This window comes from Metallibacterium scheffleri (assembly GCF_002077135.1).
In the GTDB taxonomy this organism is placed as follows: Bacteria; Pseudomonadota; Gammaproteobacteria; order Xanthomonadales; family Rhodanobacteraceae; genus Metallibacterium; species Metallibacterium scheffleri.
Genome location: NZ_LDOS01000002.1, coordinates 141,189 through 161,947 on the forward strand (window position 1 = coordinate 141,189; position 20,759 = coordinate 161,947).

Sequence of the window (20,759 nt, forward strand, 5' to 3'; positions counted from 1 at the left end):
GACGCGGCCATGGTCCGGCGTGAGCCGGTTCGATCCTCCCGCTCGATTTTCCCAGCGCCGTCACGAGCCTCGCCAGCATGAAATGCATCCGGAGTCCTGCCGCGCGTCATCCCCGTTGGCGCATCGCCGCGCTGGTGCTGGTCGCCGCCCTGGGCAGTGCCATCGCCGCGGCCCGCCCGGATCTGCCGCCGCTGCCCACGATTCCCGCCTTGCCGTTACCGCCGCGCATGCTGGCGCCGCAGATCGGCGCGCGGGCGGCGGTGCTGCTGGATGTGAACAGCGGGCAGACGCTGCTGGCGCAGAATGCCGACGCGGCGGTGAATCCATCGGGTCTGGTCAAGCTGATGACCGCGTTCGTGCTCGGCCAGGCCGAGCAGCAGGGCTTGCTGCACGCCGGCAGCACGGTGCGCGTGCCGGTATCGGCGTGGCGCGTCGCCGGATCGCGCATGTTCATCCAGCCGGGTCTGCCGGTAACCGTGGCGCAGCTCGAGGACGGCCTGCTGATCGACGGCGGCAACGATGCCGCCATCGCCATCGCCAAGGACGTGGCCGGCACCACCGGCGGCTTCGTCGATCTGATGAACCACGACGCCGCGGCACTGGATTTGCGGCGCACGCACTTCGTCAATCCCGACGGCTTGCCGCAAGCCGGGCAGGTGAGCACGGCCATGGACCTCGCGCGTCTGTCCAGCGCGCTGGTGCGGGATTATCCGGCCGTGCTCGGCGTCGCGGGTCGCGCCACGTACACCTATGACCACATCCGGCAGTTCAACTACAACCCGCTGGCCGGACAGCGCGATGTCGACGGCCTGGGCGTGGGCCTGACCAATCACAATCTCTGGGATCTCGACATCTGCGCGCACAGGTCCGGGCGCACGCTGATCGCCGTGGTCATCGGCGCGCCATCGCGCGCGGCTGCCGGCAGTGACGCCAGCGCTCTGCTCACCTATGGCTGGAACGGCTGGCGGCAGGAAAACATCGGCAAACCCGGGCAGGCCGTGGCGCTGCTGAAGAACCTCGACTGGAGCCCCGACGTGCTGTCCGTGGTCACGCCTTACACAGTGAACGTGGTCGTGCCTGCGCAGCGCGGCGCGCACGCGCTGACCCGTTTCGTGGCCTTGCCCGGCATCCAGGCGCCGATCAAGGCCGGGCAGACCGTCGGCAGCCTGGACATCCTGTGGCACAAGCAGGTGTTGCGCAGCGTACCCGTGGTCGCAGCCAGTGCCGTGCAGCCCGCCGACTGGTTCGTGCGCATGCTGCACAGGGCCGAGGCGGATATCTGACGCGCCGGGCCCACCCGGGCTGGCGGCGCGTGCCGGTGCGATTTGTATGCGTACTGCAATGCGCGGGGAATCTCGGGTTCGCGCCGGCAATGGCATAGTGCGCGCAGGTCGGCATGACCCGCTGCCCACAGGATTGATCATGTGCCGCATCGCCACGTTCAACCGCGTCGCCGGCAGCCTGCTTGTGCTGCTGCTGGGTCTTGCGCTGGCCGGTTGCAGCGGTGGCGGTGGCGGCAGCAGCCCCGCGCCGACCACGCCGCCGGGCGGCGTGACCAGCCTGACGCTGAGCGCGTCGCCGTCCACGCTGAGCGTCAGCGCGGGCGCATCGACCACCTTCACCCTCAATGTCAGCCCGGCTTCCTACAGCCCGGTCACGGTGAGCCTGCTCAACGCGCCCAGCGGCATGCAGATCAGCACCAATGCCGGCGCCAGCGCGGGCTCGGGCACGCAGACCGAAACGCTCAGCACGGCCGCTTCGACGGCAGCCGGAACCTACACCGTGACGCTCAGCGGCAGCAGCGGCGCGCTGAGCGGCACCACCACGCTGACCGTGCAGGTGCAGGCCGCAGCGACCGGCGCGCTGCAACTGAGCGCGACGCCCGCGGTGCTCTCGCAGCCGGCCGGCGGCAGCACCACGTTCGATGTCAGCGTGAGCCCGGCCGCGGCCAGCCCGGTCACGCTCACGCTGGTCAATCCGCCAGTGGGCATGCAGGTGAGCACCAACGCCGGCGCGGTGGCGGGATCGGGCACGCAGAGCGTGACCCTCACCACCACGACCGCGGTCACGCTGGGCACCTACTCGCTTACGCTGGATGGCAGCGGCGGCGGCCAGACGGCCAGCACGCAACTCACCGTGCAGGTGCAGCCCGCGCTGCCGGCCGCGTTCGTGCAGATCGAGCAGGACACCTTCAACTATTTCTGGAACACCACCAACGCCAGCAATGGCCTGGCCCCGGACCATTACTCCACCGCCAACGGGCCGTCGCCGTATGCCAGCATTGCCGCCACCGGCTTCGCGCTCAGCGCCTATCCCATCGGCGTGCAGAATGGCTGGGTCACGCATGCGCAGGCCGCGCAGCGCGTGCTGACCACGCTCGACTTCCTGTACAACGCGCCGCAGGGCACTAGCGCCAGTGGAGACAGCGGCTATGAGGGATTTTTCTACCACTTCCTCGACTTGAACACCGGCCTGCGCTATGGCACCACCACGGGGCTTTCGTCGGTGGACAACGCGCTGCTGATGGCCGGCGTGCTGTTCGATGCCAGCTATTTCAATGACGGCAGCAGCACCGACAACCAGATCCAGACCCTGGCCAACGCACTGTTCCGGCGCGTGAACTGGCAGTGGATGGCGCAGGCCGACTACCCGCTGGTCAACCTCGACTGGACGCCGGCGTCGGGCTTCTCGCCCTACAACTGGCAGGGCTACAACGAGGCGATGATCGTCTACATCGAAGCGCTGGGCTCGCCCACCTACGCGCTGCCGACCAGCGCCTGGACCGGCTGGACCGCGACCTACCCCAACTTCTGGGGCACGTATTACGGTCGCCAGCAACTCAGCTTCGGGCCGCTGTTCGGCTCGCAGTATTCGGAGGCGTGGATCGATTTCCGCGGCATCCAGGATGCCTACATGCGGAGCCAAGGCATCGATTACTTCATCAACAGCCGCCGCGCCACCGAGTCGCAGCAGGCTTATGCCGAGGCCAATCCCGGCGGCTGGACCGGCTACGGCGCCGACCTGTGGGGCCTGACCGCCTGCGACGGCCCCGGCACCTTCAGCTTCACCAACGGCAGCGGACAAACCCTCAGCTTCCAGGGTTACTACGCGCGCGGCGCCGGTCTGCAGGACGCCTACGACGACGGCACCATCGCACCGACCGCGGCGCTCAGCTCGATCGTGTTCGCGCCCGGCATCGTCATCCCCACCATCCAGGCCATGCAGGCCAACTACGGCAGCTACATCCTCGGCCAGTACGGTTTTCACGACGCCTTCAATCCCAGCTTCCAGTACACCAGCGTCACGCCCGCCTCCGGCACCGTGGTGCCCGGCGTCGGCTGGGTGGACAACCAATATCTGGGCATCGACCAGGGCCCGATCCTGATGATGCTGGAGAATTACCGCAGCGGCCTGGTGTGGAACGTGATGCGCCAGAACAGCGTGATCCAGGCCGGCCTGAAGAGCGCCGGCTTCACCGGCGGCTGGCTGTCGGGAACCCCGGCCTTGCAGTGAGTGCCGGCTGGCGATGCGGAGCGAGGCTGCGCCCGTCAGGTCTGCGGGCGCGGTTCATACCTTGGGCCGAGCGGGCAACATCGACTCAACAAGACGATTTGCGGGAACGCGGTCCGTCACATGCCCTCTGGTGCTGGGTCAGCCGCCCCTTCCTTTGTTTGCCAGAATCGACGCCGCTGTGTAGATTACGACACACGGAGACGCACATGGCTACCAACCTCGCAATCGATCCAGACCTGCTAGACCGCGCCCTTGAGGTGAGCGGTGAGCGCACGAAGAAGGCAGCGGTGACCAAAGCCCTTCAGGAGTTCATCGCGCGGCGCCAGCAGAAACGAGTCCTCGACTTGATGGGAAAGCTGGACTGGGACCATTCGTATGACTACAAAGCGGAGCGCTCGCGCAAGTGACGCTCCTCGTCGATACAAGCGTCTGGTCACTCGCACTACGACGAGACGTTGAGGTCGAGGAACCCGCGGTTCAGGCACTGAAGGAGGCGCTCGCCGGTGCAGACGTCGTCGTTACCACTGGCCTCGTCTTGCAGGAGCTGCTGCAAGGCTTCGCGGGCGCCAAGGCGAGCGCGCAGATAGTGGAGCGTTTCTCTGCGCTGGCGTTGATCCAGCCAGACCGTGAAGACCATATTGCCGCGGCAGGCCTTAGAAACGCATGCCGCAGGGCGGGTGTGCAGATTGGCACAGTCGACGCAGTCATCGCGCAGCTTTGCATCAGGCACGAGCTCGTTCTGTTGAGCACCGATCAAGACTACGTGCATGCAGCGAAGCATTGCAGCCTCAAAGTCTGGTCGACCAAAGCCGCAAAGCCGCGTCGGTGACGGCTACCCCATCGTTCAACCGGACGCGCTACGGCAGGCCACCTTGGCTCGGTTGGCGGCACGCGGTACATTTTCGCCAACCCAGGGGAAACAGGGTCAGGTTCCGTTTTTGACCCCGCTTTTGGAGTAAGTGAACCTGACCCCGTTATCTCCATTACTACGGTTATGGGATACGAAATCCGGGGGCAAGGTCAAGGACTCTTACGCGCTCATCTACGCACGAAACCTAGCCTGGCGGTACACGATATATTCTCGCCAGTCAGTGTCTGGCGTCCTGCCGTCGTCTGCCGCTTAGATCGAACGTTGAGCGTCTGCTTCGGGCCGGCGGATGCCGGCCGCACCGCCGGTGTTTGGGAGCACTGGCGTCGGAGCGATCCGAGTGACATGCTGCGACCCGTTGCCGTCATTCGCAACGATGACCCAAGAGCGCTGGACTACTCGGAATCGGGTGGACGTCGGTGGAGACCATGATGGATACAAGATTGGCGGTTCTGTTCTTCAGCATGATTTTCCCGACCTGCGTACAGGCTTCATGCCCCGCAGAAAGTGTCATCGGGATGTATCCGCAAACCGCCTCAGCGACTACGCGTAGACTAGTGCGCAGGGATTATTCAATCGGACGGGACATGTTATTTGGCGTCCTGGGTAATCCGCGCAGCTATGCAACTGCGAAACTTTATTTACTTCACTCCGCTTCTAATGGGTATGCACCTGCTGAGACGCTTCTCGGCTTGATGCACGAGAAAGGATGGGGAGTGACGAAAAATTATACAATCGCGACTTCATTTCTAATGAAAGCAGCCAGCCAGCGCTATGCGCCTGCGTACCTATTACTTGGAGACATGTCCGCTGAAGGACATGGTGTTGGAGTTGACGTAAAGCAAGCGCGCACCTTTTATGAGCACGCCTTGAAGAATTCAGAGGTTGGATCATTGCCATTCAAAGCTGCAAAGCGGAACCTTAGGGATGGCCTGATGAGCCCGACGTTCCCCAGCTTTTGAGTAGCGCGATGCGCTGGAGTTGCCTCGCCGGATGGCCGACCGCTCGACTGCGAAGACGGGACGTTGCGAAGCATGCGGCCCAGGTGCACAGTCCGACCCACAGCGGTCTGTGGCGACCACTGAAATCGGCAAAAAATATGCCATAGCATTGGTGCATCGACGGGGGTCGGGAAATTCGGAGTGGGTGGCGGAATCTGGGCTGGCGCTGGCGCGATACGTACATATACGTTACGACGCGGACGTTGTCCCAACTCTGGGGTGACGTAAAGAAATGGTGACATCATGATTCGTCCAGCAAAAATCGCTGCAGCAATGGTTGCTCTGGCATTCTGTTCGTTTGCCTTGGTCTTGCTGGCCCTAAATCTTAAATCAAGGATCCTTCTTATAATTGCATATCCTGCATGTATTATAGGCATTCTGGGTGGCGTAATTTCTGTATTCATTACTATATTTCATTATCTAAAGCATCCTCCGTAAAAATGAGCTAAAAGTATATAGGTAGTTTTGCAGGATCCGGTGAATTTTAAAGTAGCGCCGGCGCCAACAAGCAATAAAGAAAGCGGGCAGTCGGAACGGAATCGAGCCTAGGGCAAAGGCGGGGCCGCCCGCCTCGGCCGTTGACAGGACTGGCCACACTGGCGGTGGGGCGGTCTGAGTGGCACAGTGCGGTAGAGTCGGGATGTGGCGCGGTGGCGTTAGGTTCGGCATATCGGTTGCCGTCTCTTTCGATTGACGGTGCCTTACTGTCCGAACCGTGACTCCGTTTCCACATCCCTCTCATCGAACCGGACATGCAGATCTCCCGCATCCGGCTCTCGGACAAGACCTCACGCCTTCGTCCACGGCTGGTCACACGCAAGTGCGGTCAGACGTACGAGACCAAAATGCCCGTAGAGGTGCGAGAGTGGATAAGTTGCATATTCCGGTCAAGAGAAGCCAGCATTCCGGCGCATGGGAAGCCAGCGTTCCGGTTGATGGGAAGCCAGCATTCCGGTTGATGAGAGGACAGCAGGCGGCGACGCAGTCGGGTGAGGTGAACGGAGTCTAGTTTCTGTCGGTGGCGTTGTCCTGTGCAGGCGGCGATGGGGGTTGTTTGCGCAAGGACTCGCCGTTGAGTTCGACGGTTTCGGCGCCGTGGACGAGGCGGTCGAGGATGGCGTCGGCGAGGGAAGGATCGTGGAACTGGGCGTGCCAGAGTTTGAGCGGCAGCTGGCTGGTGACGATGAGGCTGCCGCGCTGATGGCGGTCTTCGAGGAGTTCGAGCAGCAGGGGCTGATGGACGGGGGCGAGCGGGACGAGGCCGAAGTCATCGAGGATGAGCAGGTCGATGCGGCTTTGGGTTTTGAGCCAATGGCTGAGGCGGCCTTGGGCGTGGATGGCGGTGAGTTCCTCGCCGAGGCGCGGCAGGCGCAGGTAGCGGACGGACTTCTTCTGGTCGATGGCGGCCTTGGCGAGGGCGCAAGCGAGATAGCTTTTGCCGACGCCGGTGGGGCCGAGCAGCAGGAGGTGGTGGTGCTGGCGCAGCCAGTTGAGGCTGAGCAGGGCGTGCCAGCGGGTTTTGCCGAGGCCGCGCGGGGTACGCAGGTCGACGTCGGCGGGATGGGCGTGCTGGGGGAGTTTGGCGAGTTTCAGGCGCCGGGCCTGGGCGAGGCTGTCGCGATGCAGGGACTCGGCCTCGAGCAGGAGCGCGAGGGCATCGAGGAGTGCGTCGTCGGGTTGCAGCCGGACCAGGGCGTCGGCGGCGCCGCGCAGGCCGAGGCGGGCGAGTTGGGCATGCAGGGGTTCATGCAACATGGTGGGGCTCCAGGGTGAAGGGGGTGCTGGGCGCTTCAGGCGTCCTGCCGCCCGCGGCACTCGCCCTTCCATGGGCGTCGTAGTAATCGCCGCCGCGGATGTGCTCGTGGGTGCGCGGCGGAGATGACGGCGCGTCATGGGCGTCGCGGACGATCGGAGTGGTCAGCAAGCGGCGCACGGACTGGTAGCCGATGGCCTGCAGTGCGAGGGCGCGGGTGCAGGCCGTCTCCAGGGCGGCGGGGCCGTGATCGCGCGCGAGGGCGAGCACGCCCTGGGCGCTGCGGATGGCTTGTTCGGGATGGCGGCGCTGGGCGAACAGGGCCTCGATCAACGCGAGCGTGTTGGGGCCGATGGCGGCGGCGCGCCGGTGCAGTTTGGGATCACGGAAGGCCTGGTGGTGCGCGGGCATGTGCGCCGGATCGGTGACGAAGCGCTGCGTGGGCGCAGCGCGGCGGTGCAGCGCGATGCGCGTATCGCGTTGCAGGACCTCGACGTGGGCGGTGGTCAGCCGCACCTCGACGGTCTGGCCGACATGGGCATAGGGCACGCTGTAGTACTGGCGATGGACGTCGACGTGGTAGTCGCGGGCCACCTTGCGGGTCAGGTAGGTGGGGACTTCGAAGCGCTGCGCCGGCAGCGGTGCCAGATGGGGCCGCTCCTGCGCCAGCAGGGCTTGGCGCGAGCCCACGCGCTTCTGGAAAGGCGCGGCGTTGAGCGCGGCCACGGCTTCCGCCAGCCAGGCATTGAGCTGGTCCAGTGAGCCAAAGATGCGGTCCCGGGCGGCCGCCAGGATGCGCATCTCGACGATTTTGACCGCGCCCTCGACGCTGGCTTTGTCCTTGGGTTTGCGTACCCGCGCCGGGATGATCGTGATGCCGTAGTGGCGGGCGAAGTCGGCATACACCGCCGTCAGCCGCGGCTCGTAACGGTCCGGCGCGGCGATCAGGGCGCGCGGGTTGTCCGGCACGCCGATCTGCGGCACGCCGCCGAACGCCACGAAGGCCTGGTGTTGGCCCTGCAGCCAGCTCGTGGCGGTCTGATCCGCAAACCCCTGTGCATGGATCGCATTGGAATAGCCCAGCGCCGCCACGAAAATCTGCGCCGGACGCACGGCGTCGCCGTCGGCATAGCGCAGGGTCAATCCGGCAAAGTCGAAGTACGCCTTCTCGCCCGGCACGTGATCATGCCGGTAGCTCAGGTCGCGGTCGGCGGCATACGCCGCCAGCTCATCGCAAAACACGCTGTAGCCAATGCCCTGCGCATGCCGCGCACGGTATTCGTTCCACAGCAGACGTCGCGTGACGCCCTTGCGCCCCAGCTCACGCACCACCAGGGCATAGTCGGGCCGCGCCTGGATGCGCACGTGACTCGGATGCGGCGCACGTTGGTACAGACGCCGCTCCAGCTCCACATCCGTCAGCGCCGGATCCGGCGGCCAGCCCAGCCCGGCCGCGACATGCCGCTTGAACACGCGCTCCACCGTCGAGCGCGCCACCCCCAGCGCACGCGCGATCTCGCGCTGGCTGAGTCCCTGGTCAAAGTGCAAGCCAAGTACTTCTCGGATCTGTCGCATCAGCAGTCTCGGTTGAGTCATGGGAACCCCGCGGGCAAAACCCGCGAGGATGACTCACCTCAACTGCGCGCCAGCTGGCTTCCCATGAACCGGAATACTGGCTTCCCATGCTCCGGAATCGTGGCCTCACATCAACCGGAACACTGGCTTCCCATGAACCGGAATGCTGGCTTCACATGAACCGGAATCTCCATAAGTCCCGCCCCGACTTCGTCTGACCTTGTGCTTGGTGCGCAACCACCGGCGCAACCGCGTCGCAGTGTAGCTGTCGAGCGCCCGGTAGGCGCGACTGACCGTTCCTACTTGAAAGTAGTTCGCCCAGCCGCGCAGCGTGCGATTCAACGTGCCCACCAGCTCCGTGGTCTCTTGCCACGTCAGCGATACCGCTGTCATCGCATGGACCTTCTCGACCATGCGCCGGATGCTCTTCTTCGACGGCCGCATGCCCAGACGGGCCTTGCCGGTCGTGCGCGAATACATCCGCCCAAACGTGTAACCCAGGAAATCGAACTCACCTTCCGGGACCTTGCAGATGCGTGTCTTCTCCTCGTTGACCGTCAGCTTCAGCTTGCCCATGAGCTCACGCAGGCAGGACAAGGCCTCTTCGGCCTTGCCCCGCCGGCACAGGATCACGAGATCGTCGGCGTAGGTCACAATGCGAGAGCCAAGGCGTTGCTCCAGTCCGAGCTTCTTCCATCCCAGCACAAAGCGGCGCATGTACAGATTGGCCAGCAGCGGCGAGATGGGGGCACCCTGCGGAATGCCGCGGCGCTGATCCTTGGCTGCGGTCGCGCGTGTCTTCCGGCCTCGATCGTCGGTCTGCTCCACGGAGCACTCCAGCCACATCTTCAGCAGATGCAGCACCCGCCGGTCCACGATGCGTCGCACCAGCGAGCGCATCAGTTCGGCGTGCGGAATGCTCCCAAAGTAGTCCGCAAGGTCGGCGTCCACGACGTCCAGATGTCCTCGGAACAACGTCTCCTCCACCTCGATCACCGCCTGCTGGGCATTGCGGCCCCGCCGGTAGGCGTACTGCTCGGGTGGAAGGTCGGCTTCGATGATCGGATCGAGCACCAGCATCGCTGCTGTCATGCACACCCGATCCCGCAGGGTCGAGATGCCCAGTGGCCTGAGCTTGCCCGTGGCCTTCGGGATGAACACACGTCGGATGGGGTCGGGTCGGTAGGTCTCCTGCCTGAGCGCAAGCGCCAGTTCACCGAGCCACTGCTGCACCCCGTATGCCTCGACGGCCGCGAAATCCTGACCGTCCACACCCGGTGCGCCCTTGTTGGCGCGGCACTGGGCATAGGCGTGAGCCAGAACATCCTCACGGCTGATCTTGTCGTACAGGGCGTAGAAGCGATACCCGGCTTCCGCCTTCGCTTTCGCGTGTAACGCCGTCTGCAGCTTCTGAACGCTTTTCGGAGTTGCTAGGTTGCCCAATCTCCTGTCCCTCGCCACGTCTTGCGTCTGTCTTGAACCAAGGCCCCTTCCCTCCACCGGCGTTACCCGGCTTCGTCGGTACTACGAGCCTCTCCGTCACCCCAAGGCGCCCGGCCTGTCCCTCGCGGGCGTCCGGTCGATCATCGCTGACCACGCCATGGGGCTTCCCGTGTTGCGCGCGCTTCCCTTGTGTACATGCTGTCGCCACTACCCCGGCGCAGCGGCTGGCGGTCCTGCTTCGCTCATCCCTCCAGCCGTATCAGCCTTCCCCGAAAGGGCCATCGGGTCGGCCTGCGCATCGTCCTTTTCGAGGCTTGCTCGGCGTTCACTCGCGTTACGGCCTGTACACTCGCGCTGTCACCGTATGTCGTGACACGCTTAACCGAAGGCTTCAGCCATTTCGTTGCCTCCATGACTGCTCCGGTTGCTTCCGGCTGGAGCGGTTGCCGGGTGGGACTTGCACCCACTGGAAAGCGCCGCCTTCTCACGGCGCACACCCGTAGAAGACATTCGTTACTACCGCTAGAACTAGATGCTTGAGAACGGGTCACACAATGCACATCGAAGAAAATTGTGAAACCTTGGACGAATTTTGGGATGCAATTTCGCCGCTCGGGAGACATTTCGGAGACCATCCAAGTGGCAAGGTAACTAACTTTGTCTACCGGGGCCATGGAAACGCTGATTGGAAGCTAATTCCAAAGATCTACCGATCGGAAGTACTAGCGGACGCTAAACTTGGAATGCAGGTGACACGCAAAGATTATTCAGGACACTTCTTTTTCGAGTGGGGTCTGCTAGAGAGATTCATGCACTTTTGCGACACGACAGGCCTAGAAATTCCGAACGACTCAACTGAGTTCCGCAAAATGTTTTCCTGGGCGAGCATGCAGACACGCCATGTTACAAGAACTCACGGATGGCCTGATGATTGGGCCATCCCTTTGATTGCTTTAGCACAACATCACGGACTTCCCACGCGGCTGCTTGATTGGACTTACAGCTCTTATGTAGCAGCCTATTTCGCCGCCGAGTCTGCAGTAAGATTAAAACTCAGCGACCCGGGTGCTAGGCTCGCGATTTTTGGCTTCGATCTGGATTGCATTCGGTTGGTAGATAGTCTCAAGTACATCACCGTCTCAGGCAGCACTTCGCCTAACGTATCGCGCCAAGGTTCTTTGTTTATTTTAGTAGACAATAGCGGCTACATCGGCGACGAGTTTATTCGTGACGTTTCACTTGAGTCGAAAATTAAGGATCACCAAAACTCGCTCATTAAGATTACTCTGCCTGCGGCAGAGGCGGCAAATTTATTGTTGCGCTGCCTAAAGTTCGGGCTGTCAGCAGCTACGATGTTCCCTGGCTACGACGGAGCGGCACGTGCTGTACTGGAAATAAAGGCAGCACAAAACTACGAAGCGTTTTAAATGAAATAATCGCATATGATAATCGACATAGGGCGACTCGTAGCGGCCAGTCAGTGAAAATGCACTCTGACCCGGATTTTGAACGATGAATATCCTCGAGACAATTCTAACTTCTTCATGGCTTGGCACTGTACTTGGCGTATTGGGCGTTGTTTTGTCTATTGTTTTTTATCTGCGCTCAAAGAACAACCTAAGAGTTGCCTATTTGCAGACTTGCGAATTATTGATTGGCGGCGAGGGAGCCTTGCCTGATTCCATGGAAATTAAGTACAAGGGAAATACGGTCTCGCAACTTTGGCGATCTACTTTCGTAATCTGGAATTTGGGGGAAGTGACAATTGATGGCGATGCAGTAGTTGAATCGGACCCTCTACGAATCCACTTCCAAGGAGATAGCGCAGAAGTTCTCGCGGTGGAAGTGGTTCGAGTAACGCGATCGGTCATTGGATTAAAAGCCGCTATTGATGTCAAAAGGAATATTCGCCTGGCATTTGAATATTTAGATCACGGCGATGGCGCGCTCATCTCAGTTCTGCACACAAGTGGCCGGCCAATACTTTTAGGGTCAATCAAAGGGCTCCCACATGGTATTGAGTATCGCGGATCGGTTGATTCCGGGGGCTTTAAAGTCCCGCACGGTACTTCTGATGCGGCGCTCTACCTGGCGATGCTTTTGTGGTTGGTTATTGCGACTGCGCTCCACTTTGCAGTCCGCATTTCCATGCACAATTCCTCCTTGTGGTCAGGAATTGTCGTGGGATGTGTGTTGCTGTACGCAATCGTCAAGGTGATGGCTGCACCCCGTGCGCCGCAGTCGCTCTGGCAGCAGTCAGGTGATGTCTAGCTTTTCAACCCGGGTGACAGACTGCTTACCAGCACCGATAGAATCAAGCCGTTCGGCGGTAAGTTTTAAGAGAAATCGGCTTCACCGAAACCAGGGAAACCGGGGTCTTCAGAGTGCACTTTCCCTGACCGTCTCCTTTGGGCCGGCGGCTGCCGGCCGCACCGCCGGTGTTTTGGAGCACTGGCGTCGGAGCGATCCGAGTGGCACAATGCGACCCTAAGCAGACTGCGGCGCCCGGGGTGGAATTCTGGTGGCCGGTAGCTCACAGTGTTCGAGCGACGTTGTGCGCAACATGGGTTCTGGGTGCCTCGGAACGTTGAACGATTTGGCGCTAGGATAGAAGGGGAGATATGTGTGAACTCAGGAGCAGGGGCACTGGATGAAAATATTCAACAACGGCCGTGGAATTCACGTTCGTGAGGTTCCTGGGTTAGACAAGCTCAAGGCCCTACCAGACAGTTGGCAGGCATTTACGAACCTCGATCTGTCGTTGCCGGGAAAAGGCACGCGAGAAATAGACGTGGTTCTCGTAACAGAAGATCGCCTTCTGCTGGTCGATTTGAAGGACTGGAAGGGGCCGATCAGTAGTCGTGATGGCAATTGGTTCAATGGAAACCGTAGCAACGGTCGATCTCCCGTAGGAAAAATCGCCGAGATCGTGCGCGAACTTCATCCCATCCTAAAGAAATCATTATCAGAGCAGGCCAAGAAGGAAGGCTTAATTGATTCCCTGCCCACGCCGATGATCCAGTCGGCAGTAGTGCTGACGAATAGTAAGGACCGGACTCAGATTGCCGATAATGAGTCAGCGTTCGTCTTCCACATAGATGACTTCGTCAAGGTTGTCCGAAATAAGGATGAAAGAATCAAGGCCTTTGGCCCTGTCTATTTCGAAGACTTCACGAGCGAAGCCTGGATACAGCGGCTCAGACGCTTCTTCAATGTGGGTGGTGGAATATTCCAGGTTGGCAAGCGCCATTATGGTGGTTTTGTAGCGCGTAGTGACACATCCACGTTCCAGCATCCTGGTGAAGTCTATGCTGAGTTCAACGTGGAGGAGTCTGGAATCGACAACTCCTTTGGGCTCTTGCGCCGCTGGGATTTCTCAAAGGCCGACACGCGATTTCAGACTGAAATTGGCCGCGCGGAAATAGCGGGTCGCGAAAGGAAGGTTATCGCTTGGTTGGATGATCGAAATCCTAAATGTGGTGAGTCGATTTTTAAACCAAAGGCGGAGGATCCGGAACGTGGTGTCTCTTACTGGGAAGTTTTCGAGCGCCGACGACGGATGAAGCGCCTGAGCGAATTTACTCAGTCGGAGTTCCCTGGTACCACCGCAGGAGAACGCGTCTCCCTGGCGCGACAAGTTCTGTCGGCGGTGGCCCCGATTCATGCCTTGAACGCCGCGCACCTGGACTTGGGCGCTCACAGCGTATGGGTGGAGCTACCAAGTACGGTAAGGCTCTCGCACTTGATGGCCGCATCTTTACCTGAAGTCCAAACCCTAGGCGAATCTCGGTTTCAGTTCCTTTCAACTACCTGCGTGCCCGAGGACATCCTTGGTGGGCCAGTCGATTTACTTCGCAAGGATGCATTCCTATTGGGCTGTGTGATTCACGCTTTGTTATTCGGGGAAGTTCCCCGCGGCGAGCCGCCGGAATGGAACAGTGCAATTGATGCCGACGGAGAGTTCTCGACCCTACACCCATGGTTCGAGAAATGTCTGGACATGGACCAGTCCAATCGGTTCAGTGACGCGGGCAAGATGCTTGAAGCGTTCAACGTTGCCCTTGTCACGGGCAGTGACGAGAAGTCGACAATCGAGGGGCTTGAGCGTTACCGGACGTTGAAGACGCAGAGGGACGTTTTTAAGGCCTATCCAGAAACGGAACTTATAAGCGACGATGAACGAGCGATTATCTGGAGAGCGGACTCGGAAGAACAACTTCGCCTCGTAAAGATGTGGCAGTCGCTCGCGCTCGGAAACGTCGTTAAGGAGCGTTCTAGGATCTTGGCGTTCTTAGATCATGCTCAACAATTGGCAGAGGCCCCGCCTAAGGGATCTGCTCGACTGCTGAGTGTGCATTGGACCGGCGACGCAATTGTCCTAGTTCAGGAGTATGTCCCCGGTAAAACGCTTGCGGAGAGCCTAGAGTCCGGCTCATTTGGCGAGGCAGCTGCGACGATAGAGTTCGTCATCCAGCTGATCGATGTAGTTGAGAACCTGCATGGGCGGACGGTGGCTCATGGAGACATAAAACCAGACAACATTGTTGTGGATGAAAGCGCGGGCAAGCCAATACCCGTTCTCATTGACATAGCCGACTACTCATCCGCCCAGGACGGGTCTCGCCGATCCCGGGCCTATTCACCCGCTTCGGGTGGAAGATTCGAGCGAGATCGCTATGCAGTGACAAAGATCGCAGAGGATCTGCTAGCGAGGCTGGACATTCATACGGAAATGGCTCGACGAATCGAAAAGGCCGTCGAGGAATGTCGCATGGGTCCGCCAGCGAACGGGACATTGCTACCACTGCGCGAGGCTCTCGAATTCGCTACGAAATCACCCATTGAAAGTGAGCTGCCGAGTTTCACAATCGGGCTTCCTCGCGCTGAGTCTGGCCCGATGCTTCCTGACGAAGGGCAGTTCTGGATAGTTAAGGGCGACAAGCGGCTCAGAATCGTTGGCGCAGTCGAGGAGATTTCGGTCGAACTAGACGCTAACGGAGCGCCCGCTAAGGCGTGGCGCAACAAACTTGAGCAAGCGCAGGCATCTCGGCTCACAAGGCAAAAGGTCTGCGGATTTCGCGCAGATCTAGTGATCGAGGGTGGGCGGAGTCAGCTAGAGGCTATTTCGTCGATCCTCGAACTGCCAGAGGTTGCGGCCGCACTGACCGCGCCACCAGCGCAGATAGAGGACGAAAGCGGGCAAGAGCTGTCTCAAGTCGCCAGTATCGAGGCAAAAGAGGACGAGCTAGTAGAGCGAGAGCTAGCTGGCGAGGGTGAGACTGCGAGTAGGTTGGATGTGCCGCTATTGTGGGAGCGTTCGATTCGGATCGAAGGTGAACTCAAGACGGAGGTTCTCGCCTTAGGTGACAGCACGTATCGCTCACAATCGCGTCTCCACGTATTGCCGATTCAGTTATCGGTCGGAGATCTAGATTTCGATCGAAAGGACGTAGTTGCAGTCGAGCGGCTCGACAGTAGCGGTATTTGGCGCAAGATCGGAGCCCTCGACGTTCAAAAGACGTCCGCGGACGCTTTGGCCATCCACGGTTACGGGGACGGCTCCCGAGGTCCCATCGTTCGCGATGGCGACCGTTTACGGTTCCAAAGTCGCATGGAGAACACGAGCTGGCAGCGCCGAGAGGAGGCAACGAGTCGAATTCTCAGGAGAAACTCCGTTGCTCCTGAACTGCTCGATGCCTTTTATCCGGCCACAGGAAAGTTGCCGCGCGACGTCGCCGTTGAGGTGGAAGAAGAGCTACTGGTGGAACGTTATAGGCTCAACCCAACGCAAGTGGCCGCGTTCAAAGGGATCGTCACGCATCGGCCGTTGGGCTTACTACAGGGGCCGCCCGGAACAGGGAAAACGCGCTTCATTGGTGCGCTGGTGCACTACGCGCTAACTCACGGGCTAGCGCGAAACGTGCTGGTGGCCAGCCAGTCGCATGAGGCTGTCAACAACGCGGCAGAGGCAGTACTGACCCTGTTCGGTAAAGACCGAGACTCGCTAAGCATGATTCGGGTTGGTGCCGAGGGCCAAGTTTCCGAATCGTTGAGGCCATATCACGCCGCTGCCGTCGAACGAGCATACAAGGATGACTTTGTCGCGACCCGCGAACTGAGAATGAGCGTCGTTGCGGGATTTCTCGGGTTGAGCCAGGCCGAATGTGAGGCCGTGATGTTCTTTGAAGACACGGTCCGGCCCATACTGGCCCGTGTCTCTGAGTTGGTCGAGACAAGCAGCGAAGCCGCCCGAATCAACTCATTAAAGGAAACTGTGCAACAGCGCCTGCTAGATCGCGGCATCGACGTCAACCTGTCGGAGGTTGAGCCGAGCGAGGTCGAGGACATGGTCACCTCGATCTTCTTCTCTAGGCTTCCGAATGAGACTGCTCACAGGGTTGAGCGACTTCGACACATTGCAGAGCTCGGACGGGACATCGTCGGAACCGTCTCTACCTGGCAGAGGAGTTACGAAACCTTCCTGGCCGGCACCCGGCAAGTAGTCTCGGGCACGTGCGTAGGCCTTGGTCGTTCTTCCTTAGGGCTCACGAAGACAGCCTTTGATCTCGTGATTGTGGATGAGGCAGCGCGTTGCACTCCGAGCGAGCTGGCGGTTCCGATACAGGCGGGGAAGTGGGTCGTGTTAGTGGGCGACCACGCGCAACTCGAACCCCAGCATTCTCCCGACGTTGTGGATGCTCTCACGAGGGAGTTGAAGATAGCGGCGGCCGAGGTAGTCAAGAGCGATTTTGAACGCGCATTCGAGTCGGCCTACGGCATACGGGCGGGGCATACGCTGAAGAAACAGTATCGAATGCTTCCGCCAATCGGCAGATTGGTTTCCAATTCGTTTTACACACGAGCTCTGCAGCACGAGCGGACCACGCCGGAAATTCCTCTGGAGGCCTTGCCGCCTGAGTTGGCGGTTCCGCTCGTGTGGGTGAGTACTGACACGATGGGCGCCAGTGCATATCAGAGAAGCGGAGGTACTAGGCGGGGGAGTTTGCAGAATGCCGCCGAGGCGGATGTGATCGTCTGGCTGCTTAAGCGATGGTCCGAACACGAGTTGTTCTTGAATTGGATCAAGACTTTGCCGGACGGGAAACAGGCGATCGGTGTTATATGCGCGTATGCGGCACAGCTTGAGCTCGTGAGAGGAAAGCTTCAGTCCGAAAGCCTCCCAGAAGTATTCAGACGTACAATCAAGGTTGACACCATCGACAGCTACCAAGGCAAAGAAAACCTCATCGTGATTCTATCGCTGGTTCGAAACAACGCAGATGGAATCAAGGATCGTGGGGCGCCCACAATACAACCAGGTTTTATGGCGAAGAAGAATCGAATCAATGTTGCCCTAAGTCGGGCGATGGATCGTCTCGTCATCGTGGGTGCAAAGGCAGCATGGAGAGAAGGATCTCCGCTTGGTGCTGTTTCGGCCGGTTTCGACGAAGAAGCCAAAGGCAATGACGCCATGCTCCTGAACGCGTCCGAGCTTCTGGTTTCGCCAAAATCGGCGAAGAAGGGAAAAGCAAAGGCTGCTAGCCACACCAAGCAAAAGGTAGGTGGCGCATGAGCGGTACTCGTCGCGTGCTTTCGTTGTCCAAGCCGGCAACAGGAGGCGAACCGGAGCCGACCGACGTTCGAGTACCCGTCGGGATTTTCGACGTGCAACTTCCGGCCAGACAGTTTGTGGTGAAGTACAAAGCGGCTGAAGTTGGCGATGTGTCGCTAACGACCGAGTTCTTGCTGCGGCTGTTATATTCCGCCGATGGTTTGTCGGAGGAAATTGCGGCAGATTTCTTTGGCTTCAACGCCAACGAAATGGCGTACGTTGTACGTGACGCCGAAGCTCGAGCCTATATATCTCGCTCCGATGGGCGCATCTGGCTAACAGATGCCGGCAACGCCCTCTTCAAGGAGGGCGACAAGCCGCAGATCTACGACGTCGTCAAGAAAACGGAGAGGATTGGATTTGATTTGCTCTCTCTTGCGCCGTGCGATCGTGAGTCCCAATCCGAGTTCGAAAGATCGTTACCTGAGCTTGCAATTCGAGATCCGAATCTGGTGGCCAACGCTTCGAGGCATATTCCAGAGTCCTTTCGCAGATTTTACGGAGAAATTTCAAGCCGAAGGGACAGGGAGGCGGTGGATCAACTTAAGAGGTCCTTGTACTCGGTCGATGATGTAGTCGCTGGCGACCGATTTGCTGCAATCGTCCCGTTCGTCGCCATGGCCTCAGTTCGGCGGCCTAGTGAGCCAGAGGCGCTTCTGGAGAAGTGGAGAACAGGGCAGGAACTCGCCGACCGAGACCGAGTCGTGCATGGTGTGGCCGAGTTTCTGGAAAATCTGCGGACTCTAAAGACTCCTGAGGATGCCAACGCGTTCGACGTCTTGGCGACTATCGCGCCAGAGTACCTAAAGGAGTATGTGAATCGCTCTGGTTTTGCGCCGCTTCGCTACTTCAAGGCGTTGGCTGGGCGCGCCGGTGAGTTGCGCCGCAATAGACCCACTGTTGGCATTGTTGGAGCGCTATATCAACCTGAGAACGCCGAGCGAATTGCAACGGCTATCGGCTACGCGAACGATCGCGCGCTTGGCAATGACGACGTCTTCTTGTGGGTCGTGCCGAAGCAGCCGGCATGGGGAGCGTCGCGATCCTTCCTGGACCTTCTCGAAACGCTCGCAAAGGAAGGCGTTGATATAGACGCTACGGGCAGGAAGATGGAGCGTTCCCCCATCTTAATTGACGAAGGCAAACCTCAGTGGCGGCTGATCAAAGCTGCTCCCAGAACGTACTGCAGGCCAAATACTGGGGCGATTCCAAGCTCGCTTGAAGTTCTCCTGATTCCACGCAGAGTTTCCGCCGTTGTCGTTCACGCGCCAATTGGCGAGGATCGTGGATTTCCGATTCCGCTGGGTATTCTCAGCTTTGATGCGACCATTGTTCGCCGCGTTCATCAGTATCTTACGGATCACCTGCCAGCCGAGGTGACGAAGTACGGTTCAATGGATGGATTTAACGCCCGGAGCTGTCTTGAATGGAGCCAAGATACCGGCGCGGAAGCTGTTCCGAACTCCGAGACGAGTAAAAAGAGACTTCCCGCTTCCAACGGCCTCGAGGGCCATGATGGTTTTTACAACCGTCAGCAGAAGGGGAAGTCTCGATGAGCACTATAACCATGGGCGTGGATTTGGCGAAGAACCTGTTTTCCGTATGTGCGGTGGATGGCGCCGGACACGTGCAGCGGCGGCAGGATCTCGGGCGTGAAGCGTTTGCGCTGTGGCTGGCGCAGGTGCCGGCCGGCACCGTGGTGGCGATGGAGGCATGCAGTGGCGCGCACCATTGGGCGCGGCGCTGTTTGGAGGTCGGTCTGCAGCCGCGCTTGATGGCGGCGCAGTTCGTGACGCCGTTCCGCAAGAGCCGCACACTGAAGAACGACCGCAACGACGCCGAGGCGATTGCCACGGCGGCACGCCAGGGCAACATGCGCTTTGTGCCGGTCAAGTCGGTCGAGCAGCAGGCGCGGCTGGCATGGCATCGCGTGCGCGAGGGCTACAAGACCGAAGGGCTGGAGATCAGCAACCGCCTGCGCGGTCTGCTGGCCGAGTTTGGCATCGTGATGGCGCAGGGTGACCGGGCGTTGCGCATCGCCTTGGCGGATCTCGACGCAGCGGCATCGTTGCCTGCGGAGCTGAAGGAACTGCTGCGCGATCTCAGCGCGCACTGGGCGCAGGTGCGCGACCGCATCGCCGCGTGCGATGCGCGCATCGAAGCGCACGCCAAGGCGGATGAGCGCTGCGTGCGGCTGCGCGCGCTGATCGGCATTGGCCCGCTCACCGCCGATGCGATGGTGGCGAGCGTCGGCTCGGCCAAGGAGTTCAAGAACGGCCGGCAACTGGCCGCATGGCTCGGCCTGGTGCCGACCCAGCACTCCAGCGGCGGGCACACCCGCCTGGGCACGATCAGTTGCCGCGGCGATGCCTACCTGCGCACGCTGCTGATCCAGGGCGCGCGCAGCAGCCTGCAGCGCGCCAAGGTGACTGCACAGGATCGGGCCACGCCCGAGCAGATCTGGATCCGCCAACTGGCGTGTCGGATGCCGTTCGGCAAGCTGCTGGTGGCGATTGCGAACAAACACGCGCGGCAACTGTGGGCGATGCTGGCGCGCGAGGAAGCCTACGACGCCGAGGCGTGGCTGAAGCACCCGATGGTGCAGCGCCCGGCCGGCAAGCGCGCGGTGAGGATCGCCGGCATGGCATGACACGAACGCACATCCTTTCACGTCAGCGCGAAGTGGTCGACAACGGTCAGACCGACCCGGAGAGAACCTGACTAACCTGCCGGACGTCACCCCGTGTTTCGGCTGATCCCCGAACACCGACGATACCGAAAGACGAACGAGGTCTCCGGGTGCGGTTTATACCCTGGTCCGCGCCAGCATCAGCGGCGCAACAAGACCGTTTATGGAAATGCAGTCTGACATTCGTTGCATCACCACGCAGCACTGACACGCACGACGCAGCAAAGAGGACAACACGATGACCAGCCATGGCCCGAAAGCTCAAGGCAAGAACCTCAAGCGCGCGGCGTTGACGGGAAGTCTCT

At 60.4% G+C, this 20,759-nt stretch carries 13 protein-coding genes; 10 read left to right on the forward strand and 3 right to left on the reverse strand.

All coding sequences use genetic code 11. From position 1 onward, the window contains the following. Window positions 1–77 precede the first annotated feature (77 nt). The 5 genes from Mschef_RS05910 to Mschef_RS17150 all read left to right on the forward strand — a co-directional run bounded on the left by Mschef_RS05910 (window position 78) and on the right by Mschef_RS17150 (window position 5,343). Window positions 78–1,283: a D-alanyl-D-alanine carboxypeptidase family protein gene (locus tag Mschef_RS05910; RefSeq protein ID WP_081126957.1), complete on the forward strand. Its 1,206-nt coding sequence runs from the start codon at window positions 78–80 to the stop codon at window positions 1,281–1,283. Window positions 1,284–1,422: 139 nt separating this feature from the next. Beyond that, entirely contained in the window at window positions 1,423–3,513 is a 2,091-nt protein-coding gene (locus Mschef_RS05915; protein ID WP_168708826.1) for a glucoamylase family protein, read from the forward strand. Window positions 3,514–3,719: 206 nt separating this feature from the next. Then, window positions 3,720–3,920, forward strand: coding sequence for a type II toxin-antitoxin system VapB family antitoxin (locus tag Mschef_RS05920; RefSeq protein WP_081126959.1), 201 nt, complete (start codon window positions 3,720–3,722; stop codon window positions 3,918–3,920). Further along, entirely contained in the window at window positions 3,917–4,342 is a 426-nt protein-coding gene (vapC, locus tag Mschef_RS05925) for a type II toxin-antitoxin system VapC family toxin (RefSeq protein WP_081126960.1), read from the forward strand. Before Mschef_RS05920 ends, vapC begins: the two co-directional genes overlap by 4 nt. 470 nt (window positions 4,343–4,812) lie before the next feature. Beyond that, the gene (locus Mschef_RS17150; protein WP_136256623.1) at window positions 4,813–5,343 is read left to right on the forward strand and encodes a tetratricopeptide repeat protein; all 531 of its coding nucleotides are present in this window, start codon (window positions 4,813–4,815) and stop codon (window positions 5,341–5,343) included. Window positions 5,344–6,387: 1,044 nt separating this feature from the next. Here the strand turns inward: Mschef_RS17150 and istB are convergent. From istB to ltrA, 3 genes are all read right to left on the reverse strand, one after another. Next, on the reverse strand, window positions 6,388–7,137 hold the full coding sequence (gene istB, locus Mschef_RS05930; protein ID WP_081126961.1) for an IS21-like element helper ATPase IstB: 750 nt from the start codon (window positions 7,135–7,137) through the stop codon (window positions 6,388–6,390). After that, window positions 7,127–8,710 (reverse strand): IS21 family transposase, encoded by a 1,584-nt coding sequence (istA, locus tag Mschef_RS05935; RefSeq protein ID WP_168708989.1) that lies wholly within the window; start codon window positions 8,708–8,710, stop codon window positions 7,127–7,129. The genes istB and istA overlap by 11 nt, the downstream gene beginning before the upstream one ends. Window positions 8,711–8,836: 126 nt before the next feature. Further along, window positions 8,837–10,153 carry a group II intron reverse transcriptase/maturase gene (gene ltrA / locus Mschef_RS05940; RefSeq protein WP_081126963.1) on the reverse strand — a complete coding sequence of 439 codons (1,317 nt, stop codon included), beginning with the start codon at window positions 10,151–10,153 and terminating at the stop codon, window positions 8,837–8,839. A gap of 554 nt (window positions 10,154–10,707) precedes the next feature. Between ltrA and Mschef_RS05945 the strand changes: the two genes are divergently transcribed. From Mschef_RS05945 to Mschef_RS05960, 5 genes are all read left to right on the forward strand, one after another. Beyond that, window positions 10,708–11,580 (forward strand): FRG domain-containing protein, encoded by an 873-nt coding sequence (locus Mschef_RS05945; RefSeq protein WP_081126964.1) that lies wholly within the window; start codon window positions 10,708–10,710, stop codon window positions 11,578–11,580. A gap of 85 nt (window positions 11,581–11,665) precedes the next feature. Then, window positions 11,666–12,424 carry a hypothetical protein gene (locus Mschef_RS17155; RefSeq protein ID WP_136256622.1) on the forward strand — a complete coding sequence of 253 codons (759 nt, stop codon included), beginning with the start codon at window positions 11,666–11,668 and terminating at the stop codon, window positions 12,422–12,424. Between the two features lie 379 nt (window positions 12,425–12,803). Continuing rightward, on the forward strand, window positions 12,804–17,726 hold the full coding sequence (locus Mschef_RS05950) for an AAA domain-containing protein (protein ID WP_081126965.1): 4,923 nt from the start codon (window positions 12,804–12,806) through the stop codon (window positions 17,724–17,726). Continuing rightward, window positions 17,723–19,321, forward strand: a complete 1,599-nt coding sequence (locus Mschef_RS05955) for a hypothetical protein (protein ID WP_136256621.1) — start codon at window positions 17,723–17,725, stop codon at window positions 19,319–19,321. Before Mschef_RS05950 ends, Mschef_RS05955 begins: the two co-directional genes overlap by 4 nt. Further along, the gene (locus tag Mschef_RS05960; protein WP_081126072.1) at window positions 19,318–20,415 is read left to right on the forward strand and encodes an IS110 family RNA-guided transposase; all 1,098 of its coding nucleotides are present in this window, start codon (window positions 19,318–19,320) and stop codon (window positions 20,413–20,415) included. Before Mschef_RS05955 ends, Mschef_RS05960 begins: the two co-directional genes overlap by 4 nt. The last annotated feature ends 344 nt before the right edge of the window (window positions 20,416–20,759 follow it).

Coding starts and splice junctions, on each gene's coding strand:
- istA (WP_168708989.1), bottom strand. CDS start 8,710: ATGCGACAGATCCGAGAAGTACTTGGCTTGCACTTTGACCAGGGACTC.
- Mschef_RS17155 (WP_136256622.1), top strand. CDS start 11,666: ATGAATATCCTCGAGACAATTCTAACTTCTTCATGGCTTGGCACTGTA.
- Mschef_RS17150 (WP_136256623.1), top strand. CDS start 4,813: ATGGATACAAGATTGGCGGTTCTGTTCTTCAGCATGATTTTCCCGACC.
- Mschef_RS05960 (WP_081126072.1), top strand. CDS start 19,318: ATGAGCACTATAACCATGGGCGTGGATTTGGCGAAGAACCTGTTTTCC.
- Mschef_RS05950 (WP_081126965.1), top strand. CDS start 12,804: ATGAAAATATTCAACAACGGCCGTGGAATTCACGTTCGTGAGGTTCCT.
- Mschef_RS05920 (WP_081126959.1), top strand. CDS start 3,720: ATGGCTACCAACCTCGCAATCGATCCAGACCTGCTAGACCGCGCCCTT.
- istB (WP_081126961.1), bottom strand. CDS start 7,137: ATGTTGCATGAACCCCTGCATGCCCAACTCGCCCGCCTCGGCCTGCGC.
- Mschef_RS05910 (WP_081126957.1), top strand. CDS start 78: ATGAAATGCATCCGGAGTCCTGCCGCGCGTCATCCCCGTTGGCGCATC.
- Mschef_RS05915 (WP_168708826.1), top strand. CDS start 1,423: ATGTGCCGCATCGCCACGTTCAACCGCGTCGCCGGCAGCCTGCTTGTG.
- Mschef_RS05955 (WP_136256621.1), top strand. CDS start 17,723: ATGAGCGGTACTCGTCGCGTGCTTTCGTTGTCCAAGCCGGCAACAGGA.
- Mschef_RS05945 (WP_081126964.1), top strand. CDS start 10,708: ATGCACATCGAAGAAAATTGTGAAACCTTGGACGAATTTTGGGATGCA.